This is a genomic window from Pantoea sp. PNA 03-3 (assembly GCF_003201175.1).
In the GTDB taxonomy this organism is placed as follows: Bacteria; Pseudomonadota; Gammaproteobacteria; order Enterobacterales; family Enterobacteriaceae; genus Pantoea; species Pantoea stewartii.
Genome location: NZ_QICO01000013.1, coordinates 1 through 16,709, shown reverse-complemented (window position 1 = coordinate 16,709; position 16,709 = coordinate 1). Strand labels below are relative to the sequence as shown.

Annotated in this window: 20 protein-coding genes and 2 pseudogenes; 17 read left to right on the top strand and 5 right to left on the bottom strand. The window is 58.9% G+C overall.

Translation table 11 applies throughout. The features are described from left to right. Positions 1–105: 105 nt before the first annotated feature. Positions 106–435, bottom strand: a complete 330-nt coding sequence (locus C7433_RS21965; protein ID WP_110268909.1) for a hypothetical protein — start codon at positions 433–435, stop codon at positions 106–108. Then, a complete protein-coding gene (locus C7433_RS21960) occupies positions 428–1,972 on the bottom strand; it encodes a methyl-accepting chemotaxis protein (RefSeq protein ID WP_110268908.1) in 1,545 nt (514 codons plus the stop codon). Before C7433_RS21960 ends, C7433_RS21965 begins: the two co-directional genes overlap by 8 nt. 522 nt (positions 1,973–2,494) lie before the next feature. On the opposite strand from C7433_RS21960, the gene C7433_RS21955 reads away from it, so the two are divergent. The 11 genes from C7433_RS21955 to C7433_RS21900 all read left to right on the top strand — a co-directional run bounded on the left by C7433_RS21955 (position 2,495) and on the right by C7433_RS21900 (position 9,325). Beyond that, positions 2,495–2,734: a hypothetical protein gene (locus tag C7433_RS21955; RefSeq protein WP_233255817.1), complete on the top strand. Its 240-nt coding sequence runs from the start codon at positions 2,495–2,497 to the stop codon at positions 2,732–2,734. Then, positions 2,731–3,069, top strand: a complete 339-nt coding sequence (locus C7433_RS21950; RefSeq protein WP_110268907.1) for a hypothetical protein — start codon at positions 2,731–2,733, stop codon at positions 3,067–3,069. The genes C7433_RS21955 and C7433_RS21950 overlap by 4 nt, the downstream gene beginning before the upstream one ends. 328 nt (positions 3,070–3,397) lie before the next feature. Continuing rightward, positions 3,398–4,042: a DNA methyltransferase gene (locus tag C7433_RS21940; RefSeq protein WP_110268906.1), complete on the top strand. Its 645-nt coding sequence runs from the start codon at positions 3,398–3,400 to the stop codon at positions 4,040–4,042. Between the two features lie 34 nt (positions 4,043–4,076). Continuing rightward, positions 4,077–4,307 carry a hypothetical protein gene (locus tag C7433_RS21935; RefSeq protein ID WP_109718057.1) on the top strand — a complete coding sequence of 77 codons (231 nt, stop codon included), beginning with the start codon at positions 4,077–4,079 and terminating at the stop codon, positions 4,305–4,307. 100 nt (positions 4,308–4,407) lie between these two features. After that, a complete protein-coding gene (gene tnpA / locus C7433_RS21930; protein ID WP_233255816.1) occupies positions 4,408–5,010 on the top strand; it encodes an IS66-like element accessory protein TnpA in 603 nt (200 codons plus the stop codon). Continuing rightward, entirely contained in the window at positions 5,007–5,354 is a 348-nt protein-coding gene (gene tnpB / locus C7433_RS21925; RefSeq protein WP_110268904.1) for an IS66 family insertion sequence element accessory protein TnpB, read from the top strand. Before tnpA ends, tnpB begins: the two co-directional genes overlap by 4 nt. 19 nt (positions 5,355–5,373) lie before the next feature. Then, entirely contained in the window at positions 5,374–6,942 is a 1,569-nt protein-coding gene (locus C7433_RS21920) for an IS66 family transposase (RefSeq protein WP_110268903.1), read from the top strand. Positions 6,943–7,050: 108 nt separating this feature from the next. Next, a complete protein-coding gene (locus C7433_RS23600; protein WP_146212572.1) occupies positions 7,051–7,746 on the top strand; it encodes a hypothetical protein in 696 nt (231 codons plus the stop codon). Between the two features lie 507 nt (positions 7,747–8,253). After that, positions 8,254–8,700: an antirestriction protein gene (locus C7433_RS21910; protein ID WP_110268902.1), complete on the top strand. Its 447-nt coding sequence runs from the start codon at positions 8,254–8,256 to the stop codon at positions 8,698–8,700. Positions 8,701–8,743: 43 nt separating this feature from the next. Then, positions 8,744–9,127, top strand: coding sequence for a DUF1380 family protein (locus C7433_RS21905; protein ID WP_110268901.1), 384 nt, complete (start codon positions 8,744–8,746; stop codon positions 9,125–9,127). Between the two features lie 9 nt (positions 9,128–9,136). Continuing rightward, positions 9,137–9,325, top strand: a complete 189-nt coding sequence (locus C7433_RS21900) for a hypothetical protein (protein ID WP_104094415.1) — start codon at positions 9,137–9,139, stop codon at positions 9,323–9,325. A gap of 133 nt (positions 9,326–9,458) precedes the next feature. Here C7433_RS21900 and C7433_RS21895 read toward each other — a convergent pair whose 3' ends face one another. Together C7433_RS21895 and ydeE are read right to left on the bottom strand one after the other, a co-directional pair. Further along, entirely contained in the window at positions 9,459–9,794 is a 336-nt protein-coding gene (locus tag C7433_RS21895) for a nuclear transport factor 2 family protein (RefSeq protein ID WP_110268900.1), read from the bottom strand. 347 nt (positions 9,795–10,141) lie between these two features. Then, a complete protein-coding gene (gene ydeE / locus C7433_RS21890) occupies positions 10,142–11,329 on the bottom strand; it encodes an efflux MFS transporter YdeE (RefSeq protein WP_110268899.1) in 1,188 nt (395 codons plus the stop codon). A gap of 186 nt (positions 11,330–11,515) precedes the next feature. On the opposite strand from ydeE, the pseudogene C7433_RS21885 reads away from it, so the two are divergent. Next, positions 11,516–11,767: pseudogene (locus tag C7433_RS21885) on the top strand (O-acetylserine/cysteine exporter); the annotation flags it as partial. Here the strand turns inward: C7433_RS21885 and C7433_RS21880 are convergent. Then, positions 11,724–11,852 (bottom strand): annotated as a pseudogene (locus tag C7433_RS21880) (IS4 family transposase); the annotation flags it as partial. The pseudogenes C7433_RS21885 and C7433_RS21880 overlap by 44 nt on opposite strands. A gap of 794 nt (positions 11,853–12,646) precedes the next feature. On the opposite strand from C7433_RS21880, the gene C7433_RS21870 reads away from it, so the two are divergent. The 5 genes from C7433_RS21870 (at position 12,647) to C7433_RS21850 (ending at position 16,430) form a co-directional block, all read left to right on the top strand. After that, positions 12,647–12,880 (top strand): DUF905 domain-containing protein, encoded by a 234-nt coding sequence (locus C7433_RS21870; RefSeq protein ID WP_110268928.1) that lies wholly within the window; start codon positions 12,647–12,649, stop codon positions 12,878–12,880. Positions 12,881–12,953: 73 nt separating this feature from the next. After that, positions 12,954–15,005: a ParB/RepB/Spo0J family partition protein gene (locus C7433_RS21865; protein ID WP_110268898.1), complete on the top strand. Its 2,052-nt coding sequence runs from the start codon at positions 12,954–12,956 to the stop codon at positions 15,003–15,005. A 38-nt stretch (positions 15,006–15,043) separates the two neighbouring features. Next, positions 15,044–15,481 carry a conjugation system SOS inhibitor PsiB gene (gene psiB, locus C7433_RS21860; RefSeq protein ID WP_158281348.1) on the top strand — a complete coding sequence of 146 codons (438 nt, stop codon included), beginning with the start codon at positions 15,044–15,046 and terminating at the stop codon, positions 15,479–15,481. Next, entirely contained in the window at positions 15,478–16,206 is a 729-nt protein-coding gene (locus tag C7433_RS21855; protein WP_110268896.1) for a plasmid SOS inhibition protein A, read from the top strand. The genes psiB and C7433_RS21855 overlap by 4 nt, the downstream gene beginning before the upstream one ends. After that, on the top strand, positions 16,203–16,430 hold the full coding sequence (locus tag C7433_RS21850) for a hypothetical protein (RefSeq protein ID WP_110268895.1): 228 nt from the start codon (positions 16,203–16,205) through the stop codon (positions 16,428–16,430). Before C7433_RS21855 ends, C7433_RS21850 begins: the two co-directional genes overlap by 4 nt. Positions 16,431–16,709 lie beyond the last annotated feature (279 nt).

Genomic DNA, 16,709 nt, shown 5'->3' with positions numbered 1-16,709 from the left:
GGTGCGCCATCAGGTGCTGAACAAATTTATGACAACGAATGCAACACAGCCGCTGTACGGTAAACCCGGGCTTTGTGACATTCAACTGTCAGGTGAGGTCAGATTTTAGCGCGGTTTAAGGCTTCTCTCTGTGGTCTGATGCTCCAGGCACCGCATAAAGTTCTCAATGATGCCTACGGCATGCGTCATGGCCAGCAGTTCTGCCGCAGTCATCACGTCCGTACGCAGCAGCGCCTCCATGACGCCGGGCTCACTGAGTACCGGCTTCATTTTGTTGACCCGGTCTATCAGATGCGCCCAGTTGTTGACGAAGGTGTCCGGGTCAGCATAGGCTCCGTCCCTCAGCTGCGTGTAAATCACATCCAGATCCGCTTTCATCGACCTGACGGCCTTCACCAGTTTCTCGTCAGGATGTGGCTGGTTATCATCAGACACGGAATGCCTCCACCATACCTCTCAGCGCGTGCGCCTGCTCAGACAGCGAGCGCGAGGCCGATGAGGACTCCTCGACCAGCGCCGCGTTGTTCTGCGTCACGCCGTCCATCTGGCTCACGGCCACGCTCACCTGGGAAATCCCCTGCATCTGCTCCGACGAGGCCAGGGCAATCGTGTCCATGGAGTCGGCCAGTTCGCCGACCATGCCGACAATCTTCAGGATGCTCTGTCCGGTCCCCGACGCGACATCCACGCCGCTTTCCACCTGAGCGACGGCCTGTTCAATCAGCGCCTTGATGTCCTTCGCGGCCGTGGCGCTGCGCTGCGCCAGCGTACGGACCTCGCCGGCCACCACGGCAAAGCCGCGGCCCTCTTCACCGGCACGTGCTGCCTCCACCGCGGCGTTGAGCGCCAGAATGTTGGTCTGGAATGCGATGCCTTCAATCACCGACGTGATGTCCCGGACCTTCAGGGCACTTTCCTGGATGCTGTGCATGGTCTCGGTCATGTGGCGCACCTTTTCCTTGTCGCCATCCACCGTCCGCGCGGTCTCGCGGGCGGACTCTGCGGTCTGCTGTGCACCGGCCGTGTTGCTTTTCACCGTGGCGGTGAGCTGCTCCATGCTGGCGGCCGTTTCCTGCAGCGCGGCGGCCTGCTCTTCGGTCCGGGAGGACAGCTCGGTGTTGCCCTGCGCAATTTCGTCGGCGGCCAGCGCGACCGGGGCGGCGGTCTCTTTAATCTGCGTCACCAGGCCGCGGAGGCTGGCCTGCATGATACCGAGGGAGGCAAGCAGGCTGGTTGTGTCGTTTCGGCGAAGCGTTACGGGTGACGTCAGGTCACCGGCTGCGATGGTGGCGGCCAGCGCCTGTGCCTGTGCGGGTTCGCCGCCCAGCTGGCGCATCAGTATCCGGACGACCACAAAGCAGGCGCCCGCCGCCACAAGGACGGAGGCGCCCGTCAGCAACATCAGGATGAGCGAGGCGCGGTCGGTGGCGGAACTGTTCTGCTCCACCGCAACCTGACTGTTGTGCTCCTGTATCTCGGCCATATCTTTAAGGGCCGCGAGGAGCTTACCCTGGACCGGGCGTAACTCCCGGATGAGGTAATCCAGTGCCTGCTGGTCAAGGTTGGCCAGCCCGAGCTGAAGGCCTTTATCCACGGCAACAAAGGTGGGGCCTTCAGCGTCGGTGATACGTTTGTAGGCCTCCCGGCCCGCAGGTGTTGAATCGGTTTTCATGATGTCGGCCAGGGCCTGGCGGTTGGCAATAAACAGGGCCTTCTGTTTGCTGATGCGCTCAACTTCAGGCTTCATCATCGCCGGATCGCTGAACAGAATAATGTTCCTGACCGCAATGGCGATGTCCCTGTTTTCACCGAACATCGCCTGAGCGAGCTGGTATTTCTTCATTTTGATGTTGACGGTATCGTCCATGCCCTCACGGGCATGATGAAGCGCCCGCAGTGCCGTGCCGGTGCACAGCGTGAGCAGGATAATGAGCAGGCCAAAACCTGCGACAAGGCGTGTGGAAATTTTCATAAACGTTCTCTTTTTAAAGTTATCTGCTGTGTTTGTGTTTGCTAACCACAGGTTACTATCGGCACTCGGTATCACGGGTTCTATGTCTTTATTGGCAAATGTTTCTTATCAGTTAACGGCCGTTAATCACCGTTTTTTGCGGCCGTCGCTGCGCTCCGCTTTTAAGCGGCGTGGCGGCTTCGCCTGACGCCGGATCTGTTCCCTCCCTCTGACGCTTCTTCCCCTCATTTTTCAGGAATGCACCGTGCCTTCACGTTAGCCGGGCCGCGTCGCCGTCAAGGGCGTCGTGCTCACCCGTTCCCCGCCGTGCGCGGGACATTCAGTCCGCTCCGGCGGCGCGTGCGGCTTGCGCGTCCTCCCGTGACTGCTCCGCTTTTCGCCCGGCTGTTGTGGCGGCACGGCGCAGGTGAGGCCGTGCAACCACTGACTGAGGAGCAAATCATGCCGGACTGGATTATCAACAACGCCGGGCACTTCGGCGGCTGACTGGAGGCGGCGGGTAAAGCCCCGCCGGACAATGACATGAGAGAAATGACGGTTCGTGAATTTAAGGCGCGCCTCGATGCCATCGTGGATGACGAGCTGTGCTGCGGCACCTTCTGGCTGGATGATGACTTCCTCAGCATTGACCCGGCGCTGACACGAGAGGAAATCGCGTCGGCAATGGAGATTGCCGAAGACAACCATGACGCCGGCGAGGGGTTCAACTGGTGGCATCTGGAATGGGCCATCGGCGAAATGAAACAGAGCGGTGACGTATGAATTCCTGGCTTGTCAGCTGGCAGGAGGCGGTGGGCAGCACCTCACACGAGTATCACATGCTGCTCAGGGGAGGCGACTTCCGGCTGGCGGAGGCGGCGTGCGAGCGGATGGGTGAAAACTGGTGGCCACCGGAGCGGCCCGTCTGCTCGCAGGGCTGCTACTGGCAGTTTGAACGGGGCAGCGTCTGGCTCAAAAGCATCGTCCTGCTTGATGAACGGGAGGCCGACACCCTCACCGGCCTGCGGTTCCTCGATGAGTGGGCGGTGAGCGGCACGCCGGATGCACCCGTCATCTGTGATCGTAGCGACTGCCGGTGGGAAGATTACCGGCCCTGACCTTTCACCCCGATGCCGCCCTGACCGGCGGCATCACTTTCAGAAATCCCTGAGTCTGTCGCTTCGCTCCGCTTTTTTTGCCGCTTCCCGTCCGCTGGCCGGAAACCGGCCGATGCAAAGTGCCGTGCCCTCACTGTAGCCGGGCCGCTTCGTCTGCAAGGGAAGCTTCGCCGCCATCCTCACCCGTTCCCCGCCGTGCGCGGGACATTCAGTCCGCTCCGGCGGCGCGTGCGGCTTCCGGTGTCGCCCCTGCCTGCTCCGCTTTTCGCCCGTCTTTGTGGTGGTCACGGCACCACAGGGGTGCCCCCTGAAACTGAGGAGCATAACTATGTCCCGATTCATGCGTGGCGACAGCGTACAGATCATGTCCGGCTTTCCGGATAACAGCATCGATTTCATTCTCACCGATCCGCCGTACCTCGTTGGCTTCAAGGACCGGTCCGGCCGTTCGATCGCCAACGACGTTAACGATGAGTGGGTGCTGCCGGCGAGCCAGCAGATGTTCCGCGTACTCAAAAACAACAGCCTGGCAGTGAGTTTTTACGGCTGGAACCGCGTTGACATCTTTATGCAGGCCTGGAAGGCGGCAGGCTTACGCGTCGTCGGGCACCTCGTTTTCACCAAATCCTACGCCTCAAAATCGGCATTCGTCGGGTATCAGCACGAAAACGCCTACGTGCTGGCCAAGGGCCGTCCACCGCTGCCGGCAAACCCGCTGCCCGACGTCATCCCCTGGCAGTACACGGGCAACCGCCACCACCCCACGGAAAAGCCGGTGAGCGTCCTGCGGCTGCTTATCGAGTCCTTCACGAAGCCCGGAGACCTGGTTCTGGACCCTTTCTCTGGCTCGGGCTCAACCTGCGTCGCCGCGGACCAGTGCGGCCGACGCTGGATTGGGATCGAACTGCTGGAGCAGTACCACGCCGCCGGCCTTAAGCGCATCGGCGAACTGCGCGCCGCCCGGGCCGCCTGATTTATCCCCTTAACCAGACCAGAAGGACAACACCATGACAGACCAGACACTGAATACGGAACTGACTCAGCTCACCGACGACGTGAACGACCTGGAGGAATCGCTTTACGAGTTTCATTTACGGCTGCGGGACATGGTAAAGCGCAACCTTTACCGCGGCGCCTCGCCGGCGCAGAAAATGGCGGGGGTGCTGATTGAGGATATCGATTTACAGCTCCTTGACCTTTACCGGCGTGCCGCCCTGATGCGCAGCCACCTGAATTAAGATGCCGGAGCGGTCATTTTTGTAAGCGTCACACGCAGACCGTCTTCCATTTTTTGTCGTGTTTCCTACCATGGACACTTTCACGAACGTGGACACTACCGTGGACAGAAACACGCCTTACATCAGCAGACCCTGGATTACCACCGCACTCAGCCTGCGGTTTAACGACGCCCTGACCTACCGTGAAATCGCTGAGCAACTGAACATCAGCACTTCCGCTACGCATAAAATGTTCAAGCGTTTTCGCCGTACGGGTATTAACTGGCCGCTGTCCGAAGACTACACGCCGGAACGGCTTGAGGAGGAACTTTATGCTTTCAATCTGGAAACAAACCTGCCCGTGAAAAAGCGGCGTCCTGACTGGCCGCTGGAGTTCAAAATCCGCATGGCGGAACTCAGCCTGCAGCCGGATGCCTGCGTGGCACAGCTGGCACGGGAGCACGGCGTCAACGACAATCTGGTGTTTAACTGGCGAAACCTCCACAGGCAGGGCCTGCTGGACCCCGCTACTCGGGCCGGGATGATACCCGTCACGGTTGAGGCTTTTCCCGCACCGGTCAGGCAGAGCAGTGGGATTCCGGATTCGCCACCCGTCATCAGCTGTAAGCTGACGCTGCCGGGGGGCACCCTGAGCCTGACGGGCCCCGTGACGCCGGAACTGCTGCGGGCGCTGGTCAGTGAACTCCGGGATGGCGGACAATGATTAGCTTTCCGGCAGGCGCACGCATCTGGCTGGTTGCCGGCGTGACGGACATGCGCTGCAGCTTCAACGGGCTGGCGGCGAAGGTGCAGAACACGCTGCGTGCCGACCCGTTCAGCGGACACCTGTTTATCTTCAGAGGCCGGCGCGGCGACATGGTAAAAATCCTCTGGGCCGACGCGGACGGTCTTTGCCTGTTCACCAAACGGCTGGAGCGGGGGCACTTTGTCTGGCCGGTGAACCGGGACGGCAGGGTGCACCTCACGCAGGCTCAGCTGGCCATGCTGCTGGAAGGCATCAACTGGAAGCATCCGCAGCGGATAAATCCTCCTGGCCTGCGCATCTGAACCGGCGTAATGTGAGCGCATGGAACGCTCACTTTCTGCAGAAAACGCCCGGCTCAGGGCGCTGCTGGACACGCAGCAGCGAAGCCTTGAGCAGATGGCCGAATATAACCGCCTCCTGTCACAGCGGGTGGCGTCGTACGCCAGCGAAATCAGCAGGCTGAAAGCGCTGGTTGCGAAGCTGCAGCGCATGCAGTTCGGCAAAAGTTCCGAAAAGCTGCGGGAGAAAACTCAGCGCCGGGTGCGCGAGGCTGAGGAGCGCATCAGCGCCCTGCAGGAAGAGATGGCGGAAGTACTGGGTGAGCAGCCTGAGCCGGTACTGCCGCAGCCGCTGCGCCAGTCCTCTGCGCGGAAACCGCTGCCGGCCTCACTTCCCCGCGAAACCATCAAGCTGATGCCGGAAGATGCAGTCTGTCCGGCCTGCGGCGGTGACCTCAGTCCGCTGGGCTGCGACGTGTCGGAACAGCTGGAGCTCATCAGCAGCGCCTTTAAGGTTATCGAAACGCAGCGGCCCAAGCTGGCCTGCTGCAGGTGTGACCACATCGTTCAGGCCCCCGTGCCGTCAAAACCCATTGAGCGCAGCTACGCGGGTCCCGGCCTGCTGGCTCGCATCGTCACGGCAAAGTACGCAGAGCACACGCCGCACTACCGCCAGTCTGAAATCTACCGCCGTCAGGGCGTGGAGCTGAGCCGGGCCACGCTGGGAAGATGGTCCGGTGCGGTGAGCGAACTGCTGGCACCGCTGTCCGACCTGCTGCGCCAGTACGTGCTGATGCCGGGCAAGGTGCATACTGACGATATTCCGGTGCCGGTACAGGAGCCGGGCAGCGGCAAAACCCGCATGGCCCGGCTGTGGGTGTATGTGCGGGATGGCCGCAACGCCGGTTCACAGCTTCCGCCTGCGGTATGGTTTGCGTACTCGCCGGACCGTAAGGGTGTTCATCCGCAGCGGCACCTGAGCGGGTACAGCGGCATCCTGCAGGCAGATGCGTACGGTGGCTATAATGCGCTGTACGAAGACGGCCGTATCACGGAAGCGGCCTGCATGGCGCACGCCCGGCGAAAAATCCACGACGTGCACGCTCGTACACCCACGGATATCACCACCGAAGCGCTCAGGCGCATCGGTGAGCTGTACGCCATCGAGGCGGAAATAAGGGGAAGCCCCGCAGACGAACGGCTGTCGGTCAGGAAAGCCAGAAGTGTGCCGCTGATGCAGTCGCTGTACGACTGGATACAGGCGCAGATGACGGTACTGTCGCGCCACTCGGATACGGCAAAGGCGTTCGCATACCTGCTGAAGCAGTGGGATGCGCTGAACCTGTACTGCAGTAACGGCTGGGCGGAAATCGACAACAACATTGCAGAGAACGCCCTGCGTTGCGTTGCCCTGGGCCGGAAGAACTGGCTGTTCGCCGGATCAGACGCGGGCGGGGAGAGAGCAGCAGTACTGTACTCGCTGATCGGCACCTGTCGGCTAAACGGCTTGGAGCCGGAGACGTGGTTGCGTTACGTCATCAGTCATATCCAGGACTGGCCAGTGAACCGTGTTAAGGATCTGTTGCCCTGGCAAGTGAGTTTAAATTCTTGATAATTTTGTAATATGGACATGCAATAATTAACTTTAACTCCTTCTAATCGCTAATCGGCAGAAAATGAGGTTGTCTGTTAAATGCTGGTCACACGGGATTTTTTTAGAATGCAGCTTGAATTTGCTGCTTATATAACTTCTGTCACAGATACGTCGCTGGGTGCTGCAATTATGGATTATACAAATATTTATATCCGACTGGGATTTGGACGGGATTTTGGTGCCAATAACCTGGAGTGGTTAGAATACGTTGGTGGCCTAAGAAGTACCCCAGCCAGTAATGCGAGATATACCTATGAAGTCTGGCAGTCGAGAGCCGAAGTGCAGCCACCAGATGTAATAGCTATTTCGGGCTGTTTTTCATGCGGATATGAGTCCGGGAACACCGCAAGGATTCATTTCGAAAATCGAGAAGGTGAAAAAGAGTCACCATTGAGCTATAGCCAGCAGGAAATGAGATATGCAGAATTGCGGGAACTGTTCCGGTTTGTACTGACATCTCATCCTGAAATTGAAAATGTTTGCGGGCTTTCATGGTTATATAATATAAGCGCATACCAGAGACTTTTTCCTCCGGAATATATAGCTTCTTCGAAGCCTGTTACCGGTAAGTACCGGAATATGCCCCTTTGGGGACAGTTTTTATGTAGAAATGGGGAGGTAAGAACTGACAAGGCTGATTTATTTTATGAAAAACTTAGTCAAAACCCTTCGTTAAGTGAGATTTCAACGTGTTTTCCACTGCAGCCTCTGGCAGTTAAATCTCCTGTTACAGTGTTTCAACATTATTTCGATATATATTAGTTCTCTTGTCTCGTGTTTAAAACCCGGCTCCTGTAAACACGGTTTGAATATTACGCTTACTCATTTTTTGACCGCTCCTTTTCAGTTCGCTGGTACTGCCGCCGCTGTGCTTTTATCCACAGGGTTCCGGCCGGTTTATTCACCGTGCTGTGGACAACCGGGAACAAGGAGGTTGCTGCGCGCCGCTTTGCTCCGCCTGTCGGCGGGGGAGGGCAGAAAACCCGGTCCGTGCGGTCTGCGGCCGGTGCCGTGCCTTCACTCTAGCCCGACCGCTGCGTGATCAAGAGACCGCTCCGCTCGACTCCTCCCCCGTTCGCACTCCCTCCGCCGCGCTTACTTCCGTCGCGCTTCCGCTCAATATTCGCGTCAGCGCCGTGCGTAATCACGTCTCCGCTCGCTTGCGCTGCGGCCTCGTCGTCGCTCCTGATCACTCCGCTTTTCGTCGGGCTGTCATTCAGGCACGGCACAGGCCGTAACGGTAATTCCCTCTGACTGCGGAGATGTCTGATGAACACACAATTCCAGGTTTACCCGCCAGCGTCCGTGCTGGCTGATTCTGAAAGGCTGCATTTTCTGCCTGCGCTGTTTGGCCACGACTTCATGCGGGCCGAAAACAACGTTTACCTCTACGCCGACCGCTACCTGGCCAACTATGACGGGGCGGTGTGGGACTTTGTACGGGTGCCAGGCGTGCCCCACGGCGGCGGCTACATGAAGCCCGCCGGAGAAGAACGCTGGCAGTTTTCCAGCCCCCACGTCTGGACTGACCTTGAAATCAGTTCGGACGCGGCGGGGATCATCATCACGGCGCTGGTACTGAATCACCGCAGTTGGCTCTACGACCGCCACGACGACGAGGAACTGTGCGCGCATTTCTGCCGTCGCTACCGCCAGCTGACCGCATTTGCACAAATTCATCCCGAAGCCGCCGCGATTTTCTGCGCCCTTGACTGATAACCCACGGGGCGGCGGGCCGCCCCAGACAGGAGAAAAAAACATGCATGGCACCGTAAATGAAGTCTGCGCCTGGCTGCTGGAAACTTATATCCCTGGCTGCACCCTGACCGTTCTGGTGTGGACAATTGAAGATGTGGAAGTCTGTAGCGAAGACATGGGCATTACCGAACAGGAGTCTGTCGAGGTGCTCAGACGCATCTCACAGGATGAGGACTACATTGAGCACGGTATCAACAGACAGAGCGTATGGGAGCATCTCAGCAACATTCGGGCGATGCATCAGGTGCGCGAAGTCAGCCTTGACGCCAGAAGCCTTCAGATGCTGATCGAGGCCGCAGGGCGCTTAGTCCAGACCGGAGGAGAGGACGACCCCGACCCGATTTTGCAGGCCGTTGCTCAGGCAAAAGTGGCCCTGAACAGATAAGGAGAAAAAATGAAACTGTCACCGCAAACCCGCGACATTCTTCGCCAGTACAGGGCGCTGATTAACGAGCACCGCCGCAGCAGTGGACTGAGAGAACTCAGGACGGAGGAAGTCGTGGATGAAATCTGCCATTTCATGACCTGCCAGTGTGCCGTCTACATCGGCGGCCGCTTCATTAAGCAGGACGGCAGGGGATAATCAGCAACGTTCAGGCGGTTACGGCCGCCTGTCAGTCCGCCCAAAACCCTGCGCCTGCGGCGGCAGAACGTCAGAAGACGCGCCTGGCGGCGCGCTTCCTGCCGTTCTGCTTATTCCGGCAGCGTGCAGGGGATCAGGGGAAATAGAACCAGGCCGTTGAGATGAGGCCATCGGTGATTTCAAAAACGGCGATGCTTTCAAGAGGCGAGGGTGAAAGGCCGTGAATAAATTCATGATCAAACACTTTATTCCCCAGCACCGTTCTTGAGATCAGTTCCGCCCGGAGTGCGGGATTGTTGAAACGGTTGTTAATGTAGAAATCACGCAGCGCCGGTTTTCCCTGTGTTGAGGGCGTTTCAGCAGGCATTCGGTAGCCCTTGAAATCTTCAGCAAAGCAGGCCATGAAAGCGTCGATATCATGGGCATTGTAAGCCTCAAACTGAGCAGCAACGGGGCGGGTAACTGACATACTTAACCTCTCTTTTGTGAATAAATATGCTATTTATTAGCATTAATATTCATTTAAGAGAAGCGATATGTAATCCCGTTCTCAGTTCGCTGCAGCTTAACAGTAAAAACGTTCTCTGCACCGGGCGTCCGGTCGGCTGTCATGCTCCGCACAGAGCCGGCAGGCCGTCTCTGCCCGGCCCCGTTCCGGGGCAGCGGGTTTCCATCCTGACGCAACACCTTCCGCTTGCAGCAGCCGTTCCGGCTGCGCCGCTCAGTCTCGCCGTAGCCGGTGCTCAGTGCACCCCGCCACAACACACGGCGGGACGTAAGGGGCATCCTGCAATGGTGTGGCGGTTCCACCGCCCCTTATTGCGTTTGCAAAACGCCCCATGGCCGGACGCGCATCCCTTTGAGCATGATCAGCCAGGCGATGACAATGGTGACCATCAGGATGACAAACAGTGACCAGGACGGCAGCGTGGTGAGGATCACGCCGGTTAACAATGGGTTCATCGCCGCGCCCAGCCAGCCGAGCGCCTGCGCCGAGAAATAGGTCGCTTTCATGCCCGGCGGCGCAATATTATCAATCAACAGATACTCGCCAGGCGCATAGATCACCTCGCCGAGGGTAAACACTGCTGCGGAGAGGCCCCACAGCCATAAATTGTCGCCAGAGAGCATAAAGCCCGCGAGACCGATAACAAAACTGAGCGTGCCAATCCCCATCAACGGCCGCAGGTTGCCAGGGGTGAGTTTTCGCCCAACGGCATACTGCAAGGTGACGACTATCGCCGCGTTGACCGGCAAAACCACCGCCACCACGCGCTCGGCGAACTCACTGCTTGCCACCACCATCACATACTGCGACAGGCAGGAAGCAAAGGATCCGGCAACGAACGATGCGAGAAAGTTAGAGAGGGTAAACCAGCCCAGCGCTTTATCCCTCAGCAGCACCGACGGGGACCAGGCCGCAGCGGGATCGTGACCGCTGCCAACGGCAATGCGCTGAACATAGAGCTGAATAAATACCAGCGGAAAAGCGGCGCAGAATACGGCCAGCCAGAAGGGCAGATTGATGCTCTGCATCACCAGCAGGGTGCCGAGCGGCGGCCCGACGGTCCAGCCGATGTTGAGGAGGGTGTAGTTGAGCGAAAAAATTTTCGCTTTCGTCGCCGGCAGCAATGTATCGGCAAAATAGGCCTTCAACACCGTTGAAAAGACCGAATAGGCGCAGTTGATGAGGGCGAAAAAGAGCATCACCAGACCAGCATGATGAGTTAGCGGAATGGCGGCAAATCCGCCGATAAAAGCGATAATTGCCAGCAAAAGATAGCGTTTTTTATCGAACTTATCCGCCAGCATGCCAAAGCCAAGGCTGAAGATCACGCCGACGGTCAGTGCGATACTCATCGCATAGCCAACCTGATCGACCGCCATGCCGTACTGGCGATTGAGGTAGATAGTCATAAACGGCAGCGTTGCGCCGCGGCCAATCGTTAACAAAAGTGATGAAAAAAGTAATGCGGCGGTGGAGCGCGTTTGTGTCGAGGTCATTTTCTTACCCGGCATGATTATTTAGTTTTTGTGATACCAATTGCAATTACACGTCGAAACTGAGGCGCACAACCGCCAATTTGTCTGTAGGTGCCAAAAACGACCTACCGAATTTAATAATCTATTACTGGACTATTTTTCAGTAAACGTAAGTTTTTACAAGTTTGTAAACAAAAAGGGCCGTAGATGGCGCGTAAAGATGTGCTGCTGGCAATGCTGGTATTCGTGGCCTGGGGCCTCAATTTTGCGGTGATCATAGTGGGTCTACACGCCATGCCGTCGCTGATGCTCGCGGGGCTACGCTTTCTGCTCGTTGCTTTCCCGGCGTTGCTGTTTGTCGCCTGACCAAAAGTGCCGATGCGCCTGCTGCTCGGTTATGGCCTGACTATCAGCTTAGGGCAATTTGCTCACGAATTTCGCGGCGGCGGGTCAGGGCTCCGGCATTACGTGCTGAAGTATCCAGTTCTTCTGGTTTACCAATATGGGACAGGATTGCTGACCAGTTATCGTGAGAGTAGTTCATAAGAACGTTAAATCATATCCGGTGTAATGCCACAACCCTTAAGTTAGCGCCTATGGGAACCGACCCCCGCAGTCGTCCGGGCGCGCGCAAACCCCTGTGGCCTGCGGCAAAGGAAAGGAGAGCGGCGCTGGCGCGCCACTCTCTTTCCCTTTGCGGCTGCGGGCCGGTTTTAAGGGCATGTTCATGCCAGGTTGGTTTTTTCCCTTCAGATCATTGTTGCGGCGAGCCTGAAGGCTGTCTCACCGGGCGTCCGGTCGGCTGTCATGCTTCGCACAGAGCCGGCAGGCCGTCTCTGCCCGGCCCCGTTCCGGGGCAGCGGGTTTCCATCCTGACGCAACACCTCTCGCTTGCAGCAGCCGTTCCGGCTGCGCCGCTCAGTCGCGCCGTACACGTCGCTCCGTGCATCCCGCCACAACACACGGCGGGATGTAAGGGGCAACGCCGTTTCGCAACCGCGCTCAACGCCATTGCGGCGGGTTCCTGCTTTCCTCAGGGGTTGTGTTCGCCCGTCTGAGTCCTTTCGCCGGGGCTGAGACAAGCACAAACCGCCTGGCTGTCCAGGGACGGCTGAAGCCTCTCGCCGGAAAATTTTTTGATGTGGCTAAAAATTTTTCCGCTCGCTCCCGGACACCTGCACCGGCCCGTGCCCGTTACGCCCTTTGCGGCGAACGGCTCTCAAACGGGTGAAGGATACAACCTGGGGACAAAGCAGCAGTTCCCCGCAAAACGTCAAGACCGCGGCCCCGGCAACTCAACGGGTGACGGTTTTTAAGGGCAAAAAAGAGGAGATTTCAGTGGAACAGTCAGCAGTGGTGCGCTTACCGGACGACACCTTTACGCGTGAGGAAGCCAACGCAGTCGCCGCGCAGTACACCAACGTCGCCATTGAAGACGATCAGGTAACGCACTTCCGCCTGGTCGTGCGTAAAGACGGTCAGGTGGTCTGGCGCGCGTGGAATTTTGAGGCAAAGGCGGGTTACTGGCTCAACCGTAATATCGGTGAGTATGGCATCCGCAAAACGCAGTAAGCAGTGAAAGGTGCCCTGACGGAGCGGTCACTCCGCAGGGCGTGACAAACATTAAACGAATGAGGTATCAACGATGTCAGTAGCGGATGTTAAATCAAAAGCAGCAAAAAAAACCAGCGTAAAAAAAGTTACCGACGCCGAACAGGCGGCGGTCAGCGCGGCACTTGAAGCCGCGCCGCTGGAGCGCGCGCCCCTGTCGGCGTTCGTGGTGTCGCCGCTCAATGCGCGCACCATCCCGTATTCTGCTGAGAGCGTGGAGAGCCTGGCGGCCACCATTAAGTCGGTCGGCCTGCTGCAGAATCTTGTCGCCCACGCGCTGCCTGACGGGCAACTGGCGGTGGCTGCAGGCGGCAGACGCCTCACCGCCCTGAATCTGCTGCTGTCTCAGCAGGTTCTGAGGGCCGATCATCCGGTGCCGTTCAAGCGTGTGTCTGAAGACATGGCGGCGCTCGTCTCTTACGTCGAAAACGCCCAGCGCAGCGACATGCATGCGGCAGAGCAGATCGCCAGCTTCGGTACGCAGGCGGCGCAGGGGAAAACCGCCGAGCAGATTGGTGCAGAGGTGGGTTACAGCACCCGCCACGTCCAGCGCATGCTCAAACTCGCGAACCTCGCCCCGTCACTCCTTAAGCTGCTGGCAGACGACAAACTGACCGTTGAGCAGTGTCAGGTGCTCTGCCTGGAAGACGATCAGGCACGTCAGGTGAGCGTCTACGAGTCGGTGAAATCGGGCTGGCCTGAACTGCCCGTCAGCATGCTGAAAAAGCAGATCACCGACAAAGAAATTTCCGTCACAGATGATCGTTTCCTGTTCGTGGGCCGTGAGGCCTACGAGAACGCAGGCGGCGTGGTACGTGAAGACCTGTTCAGCCAGCAGGACGGCGAAGGAACGGCAGACATCGTGCTGCTGGAAAAACTGACCGTGCAGAAGCTGGAGGCGATGGCGCAGGAAATCCAGGAACTGGAGGGCTGGAAGTGGAGCATGGGCCGGATGGTTTCTATCAGGACATACGGGGATTCGCTTGAATACAGCCTGACGGACGCGCCGGAGCCGGTTTACATCAATGACGAAGAACAGCGCCTGACCGCGCTGTATGAGAAAGGCGACGAGTGCGCGGAGGCCGGCGACGATGACGGCTACAGCGATGCCGAGAGGGAGTGGGAAGCCATTGAAAAAGCCGCGCAAATCCGCGCGTGGACGCCGGAGTTTCGCGCAACGTCAGGCGTGGTGGTGGGCTTTGACGGTTACGGCGATCTCTGCGTACAGCGCGGCGTGATCCGCCTTGCGGATATCGAGACGGTGGAAACGGAAGAAAGCAGCGGAACGGAGCCGCAGGAGAGCGATGCCGAGCCATCCGGTGCCAGCCGCTTTGAGTATCAGTCACCGCCCGATGAGGCCGAGGGGATCAGCCTGCCGCTGCTCACGAAAATGTCCTCCGAGCGCACCCTTGCCGTGCAGGCCGCGCTGATGCAGCAGCAGAAAAAAGCCATTGCCCTGCTGACCTGGCAACTCTGCCGGAGCGTGTTCACTGCCGGTTATACCCGCAGCAGGCCGTTCCGGATCAGCCTGACCGATTCACATTCTACCCTGACGGGTAATGCGCCTTCTGGCGAAAACGGGGCCGCTTTTCTGGCACTCAGGGAGGAGCGCAAAAGGCTGGAAGGGCTGTTACCGAAAGGCTGGGGTGAAGACCTCACCGCGTTTTTCACGCTGAACGGCGAAACGCTCATGGCCCTGATGACCTTCTGTGTCGCCTGCTCGGTAGACGGCGTCCAGACCCGCGAATGCGGCCACACCTCGCGCAGTAACCTGATTGAACTGGAGGCCGCGCTGGGCTTCCACCTTCGCGACTGGTGGCATCCGACAAAAGCGGGTTTATTCGGGGATCTGACACACGCCCGAATCATTGATGCCCTGAACGAGGCCGGACTCACGGGCGCAGCGCGGGATGCAGAGAAGATGAAGAAGGGCGACGCCGCCGAACTTGCTGAAAACAGAATGCGCGACACGCGCTGGGTGCCTGCCTGGATGAAGGGGCCGGAGCCGGAAAAGGCCACTGACGAAGCCGCTGCCAGCGAGGCTGACAGCGACACGGACAACAACGATCCCGCTCACGCGGCCTGACAGGGAGCGCGGCCCTTCGGGGCCGCATGGAGAACATCATGGAAAATACCGTAATGAACAATCTCAGTATGCTGGCGTCAATGCTTCCCTGTGAGTTTGAAGAGTGGCGTGAGCGGGGCGAGGGCGAAAGGCATGTGCTGACCAGCGCCGTGCTTTCCCTCCTGACCGTCCCTGCGGGCTGGACGGTCAACGGCGAGTACCGGGCCGAGTTCGGCGGCCTTTTCCCGGTGCAGTTGCGCTTCGCGCCGCCCGGTGAGGCATTCTGCCTGTGCGTGTGCAGCCCCGGCGAAGTCGCCGGAGAGTGGCTTGTGCTGATCGCGTCGGCGGATGGCGGCTGCGTGCGCGACGTCCTCCGGCTGACGCCGTTCGATCCGCCGCGCATCAGCTCCCTGGTCGCCGCTGCGGCGCAGGCCTGTCTGCTGGAGTACAGCGTCAACGGCCTGGCTGATTACCTGGTACAGGAGGGCAACGCATGATCCCGAAAAACCGTTCACTGGTGCCACTGTGCGAGGCCAGGCGCGCGATGCTTCAGGCTGTTGAGTACGTGGAGCGCAGGCGCGAACGTCAGACGCTTCGCGCTGACTTCCCTTATGCGCAGGCGTTCTTCCGCTTCCTGAAGGGCAGTAAGCGCATCACCCTGCGTGAGCTGCGCTTCTTTCATCCAATTCTGCGGGAGGAAGATTTACGGGGACGCAAACGCGAGTGGCTGCGGGCCGTTGACTGGCTCATCGAAAGCGGGGGCTGCGCCACCCACCCGCTGCCGTCGGACGCGGCCCGCCTGCTCTTTCCGGAAGTCATCTTTCAGTGCGGCGAGCGGCGGCACAGAAAGGAAGAGATGCGCGCCGAAAAATACAGCCGCCAGTTTCGCCGCAGGGAGGCGCTGAAGGCGCGGGAGGTTCAGGCGCTGACGGCGCAGGCTGAAATTGAACTCGCCTTCCAGACACCTGCCACGGTCGCCAGCTGGGCCTCAAAGTGGTCAGACACAGAGGTGAGCGAGAGCGAGCTGATCAGTCAGTTTTACCGCTGGGCCGATCGCTTTCCATCGATGGCCGGTTTTGTCCGGCTGTATTTTTACGGAGAGCCGTTGTGGCGGCTCACCGCTGAGGCCGGTTTCCGGTCAGAGGAGGCGGGCGAAGCGGTGCGGGTGCTGGAGCGCTGGATGGTGCCGAACAAGCTCACACAGGGCAGGGAGGGAGCATGAGCAGAGGCGATTACGTTACCGAACTGAAAACGGCCCGCAGCCAGCGCCGCAAACTTGCCACCATTCGCGCGAAAATAACGGAAATGGTGTCGGAATGGGACGGCCTTTCAGGGCCGCTGGAAACGGGTACGGAGCAGCTTCTTAATGCGCTGGACGAGCACATCAAAGCGCTTGATGAAGACATTGAATACTGGCGCATCGGCGGTGATTCGGTCGATGAATGACAGGGACGAGCAGGCTGTTGCCGGAAGGCGCAGCAGTTGATTGCTGACCCCGCTCAGCCGGGTGGGGTTGTTCAGTGGCTGTGTTAAGGCGGTTTTTTCCGGCCATTTACTTTGTGTTTTCATCCTTATCAGTGTTCGCCTCAGTTTTTTCTCTCCGTCCATTATCAAAGCAAACCCCTGTGAAACATGGCCCCCTTCGGCTCCTGCCCTGGCGGGCAGTCGTCAGCCCCACTCCGACAGGCGGCGGAAAAGCTGCCGCCCGTCTCCGCCGAACCGCAA

What these genes read in the sequence shown, in the direction of transcription:
- C7433_RS21920 (WP_110268903.1), top strand. Translation starts at nt 5,374, where the DNA reads ATGGAACGCTCACTTTCTGCAGAAAACGCCCGGCTCAGGGCGCTGCTG.
- C7433_RS21895 (WP_110268900.1), bottom strand. Translation starts at nt 9,794, where the DNA reads ATGTCAGTTACCCGCCCCGTTGCTGCTCAGTTTGAGGCTTACAATGCC.
- C7433_RS21850 (WP_110268895.1), top strand. Translation starts at nt 16,203, where the DNA reads ATGAGCAGAGGCGATTACGTTACCGAACTGAAAACGGCCCGCAGCCAG.
- C7433_RS21950 (WP_110268907.1), top strand. Translation starts at nt 2,731, where the DNA reads ATGAATTCCTGGCTTGTCAGCTGGCAGGAGGCGGTGGGCAGCACCTCA.
- C7433_RS21935 (WP_109718057.1), top strand. Translation starts at nt 4,077, where the DNA reads ATGACAGACCAGACACTGAATACGGAACTGACTCAGCTCACCGACGAC.
- C7433_RS21865 (WP_110268898.1), top strand. Translation starts at nt 12,954, where the DNA reads ATGTCAGTAGCGGATGTTAAATCAAAAGCAGCAAAAAAAACCAGCGTA.
- psiB (WP_158281348.1), top strand. Translation starts at nt 15,044, where the DNA reads ATGGAAAATACCGTAATGAACAATCTCAGTATGCTGGCGTCAATGCTT.
- C7433_RS21905 (WP_110268901.1), top strand. Translation starts at nt 8,744, where the DNA reads ATGCATGGCACCGTAAATGAAGTCTGCGCCTGGCTGCTGGAAACTTAT.
- C7433_RS23600 (WP_146212572.1), top strand. Translation starts at nt 7,051, where the DNA reads ATGCAGCTTGAATTTGCTGCTTATATAACTTCTGTCACAGATACGTCG.
- C7433_RS21940 (WP_110268906.1), top strand. Translation starts at nt 3,398, where the DNA reads ATGTCCCGATTCATGCGTGGCGACAGCGTACAGATCATGTCCGGCTTT.
- C7433_RS21955 (WP_233255817.1), top strand. Translation starts at nt 2,495, where the DNA reads ATGAGAGAAATGACGGTTCGTGAATTTAAGGCGCGCCTCGATGCCATC.
- C7433_RS21855 (WP_110268896.1), top strand. Translation starts at nt 15,478, where the DNA reads ATGATCCCGAAAAACCGTTCACTGGTGCCACTGTGCGAGGCCAGGCGC.
- C7433_RS21900 (WP_104094415.1), top strand. Translation starts at nt 9,137, where the DNA reads ATGAAACTGTCACCGCAAACCCGCGACATTCTTCGCCAGTACAGGGCG.
- C7433_RS21960 (WP_110268908.1), bottom strand. Translation starts at nt 1,972, where the DNA reads ATGAAAATTTCCACACGCCTTGTCGCAGGTTTTGGCCTGCTCATTATC.
- C7433_RS21910 (WP_110268902.1), top strand. Translation starts at nt 8,254, where the DNA reads ATGAACACACAATTCCAGGTTTACCCGCCAGCGTCCGTGCTGGCTGAT.
- ydeE (WP_110268899.1), bottom strand. Translation starts at nt 11,329, where the DNA reads ATGACCTCGACACAAACGCGCTCCACCGCCGCATTACTTTTTTCATCA.
- tnpB (WP_110268904.1), top strand. Translation starts at nt 5,007, where the DNA reads ATGATTAGCTTTCCGGCAGGCGCACGCATCTGGCTGGTTGCCGGCGTG.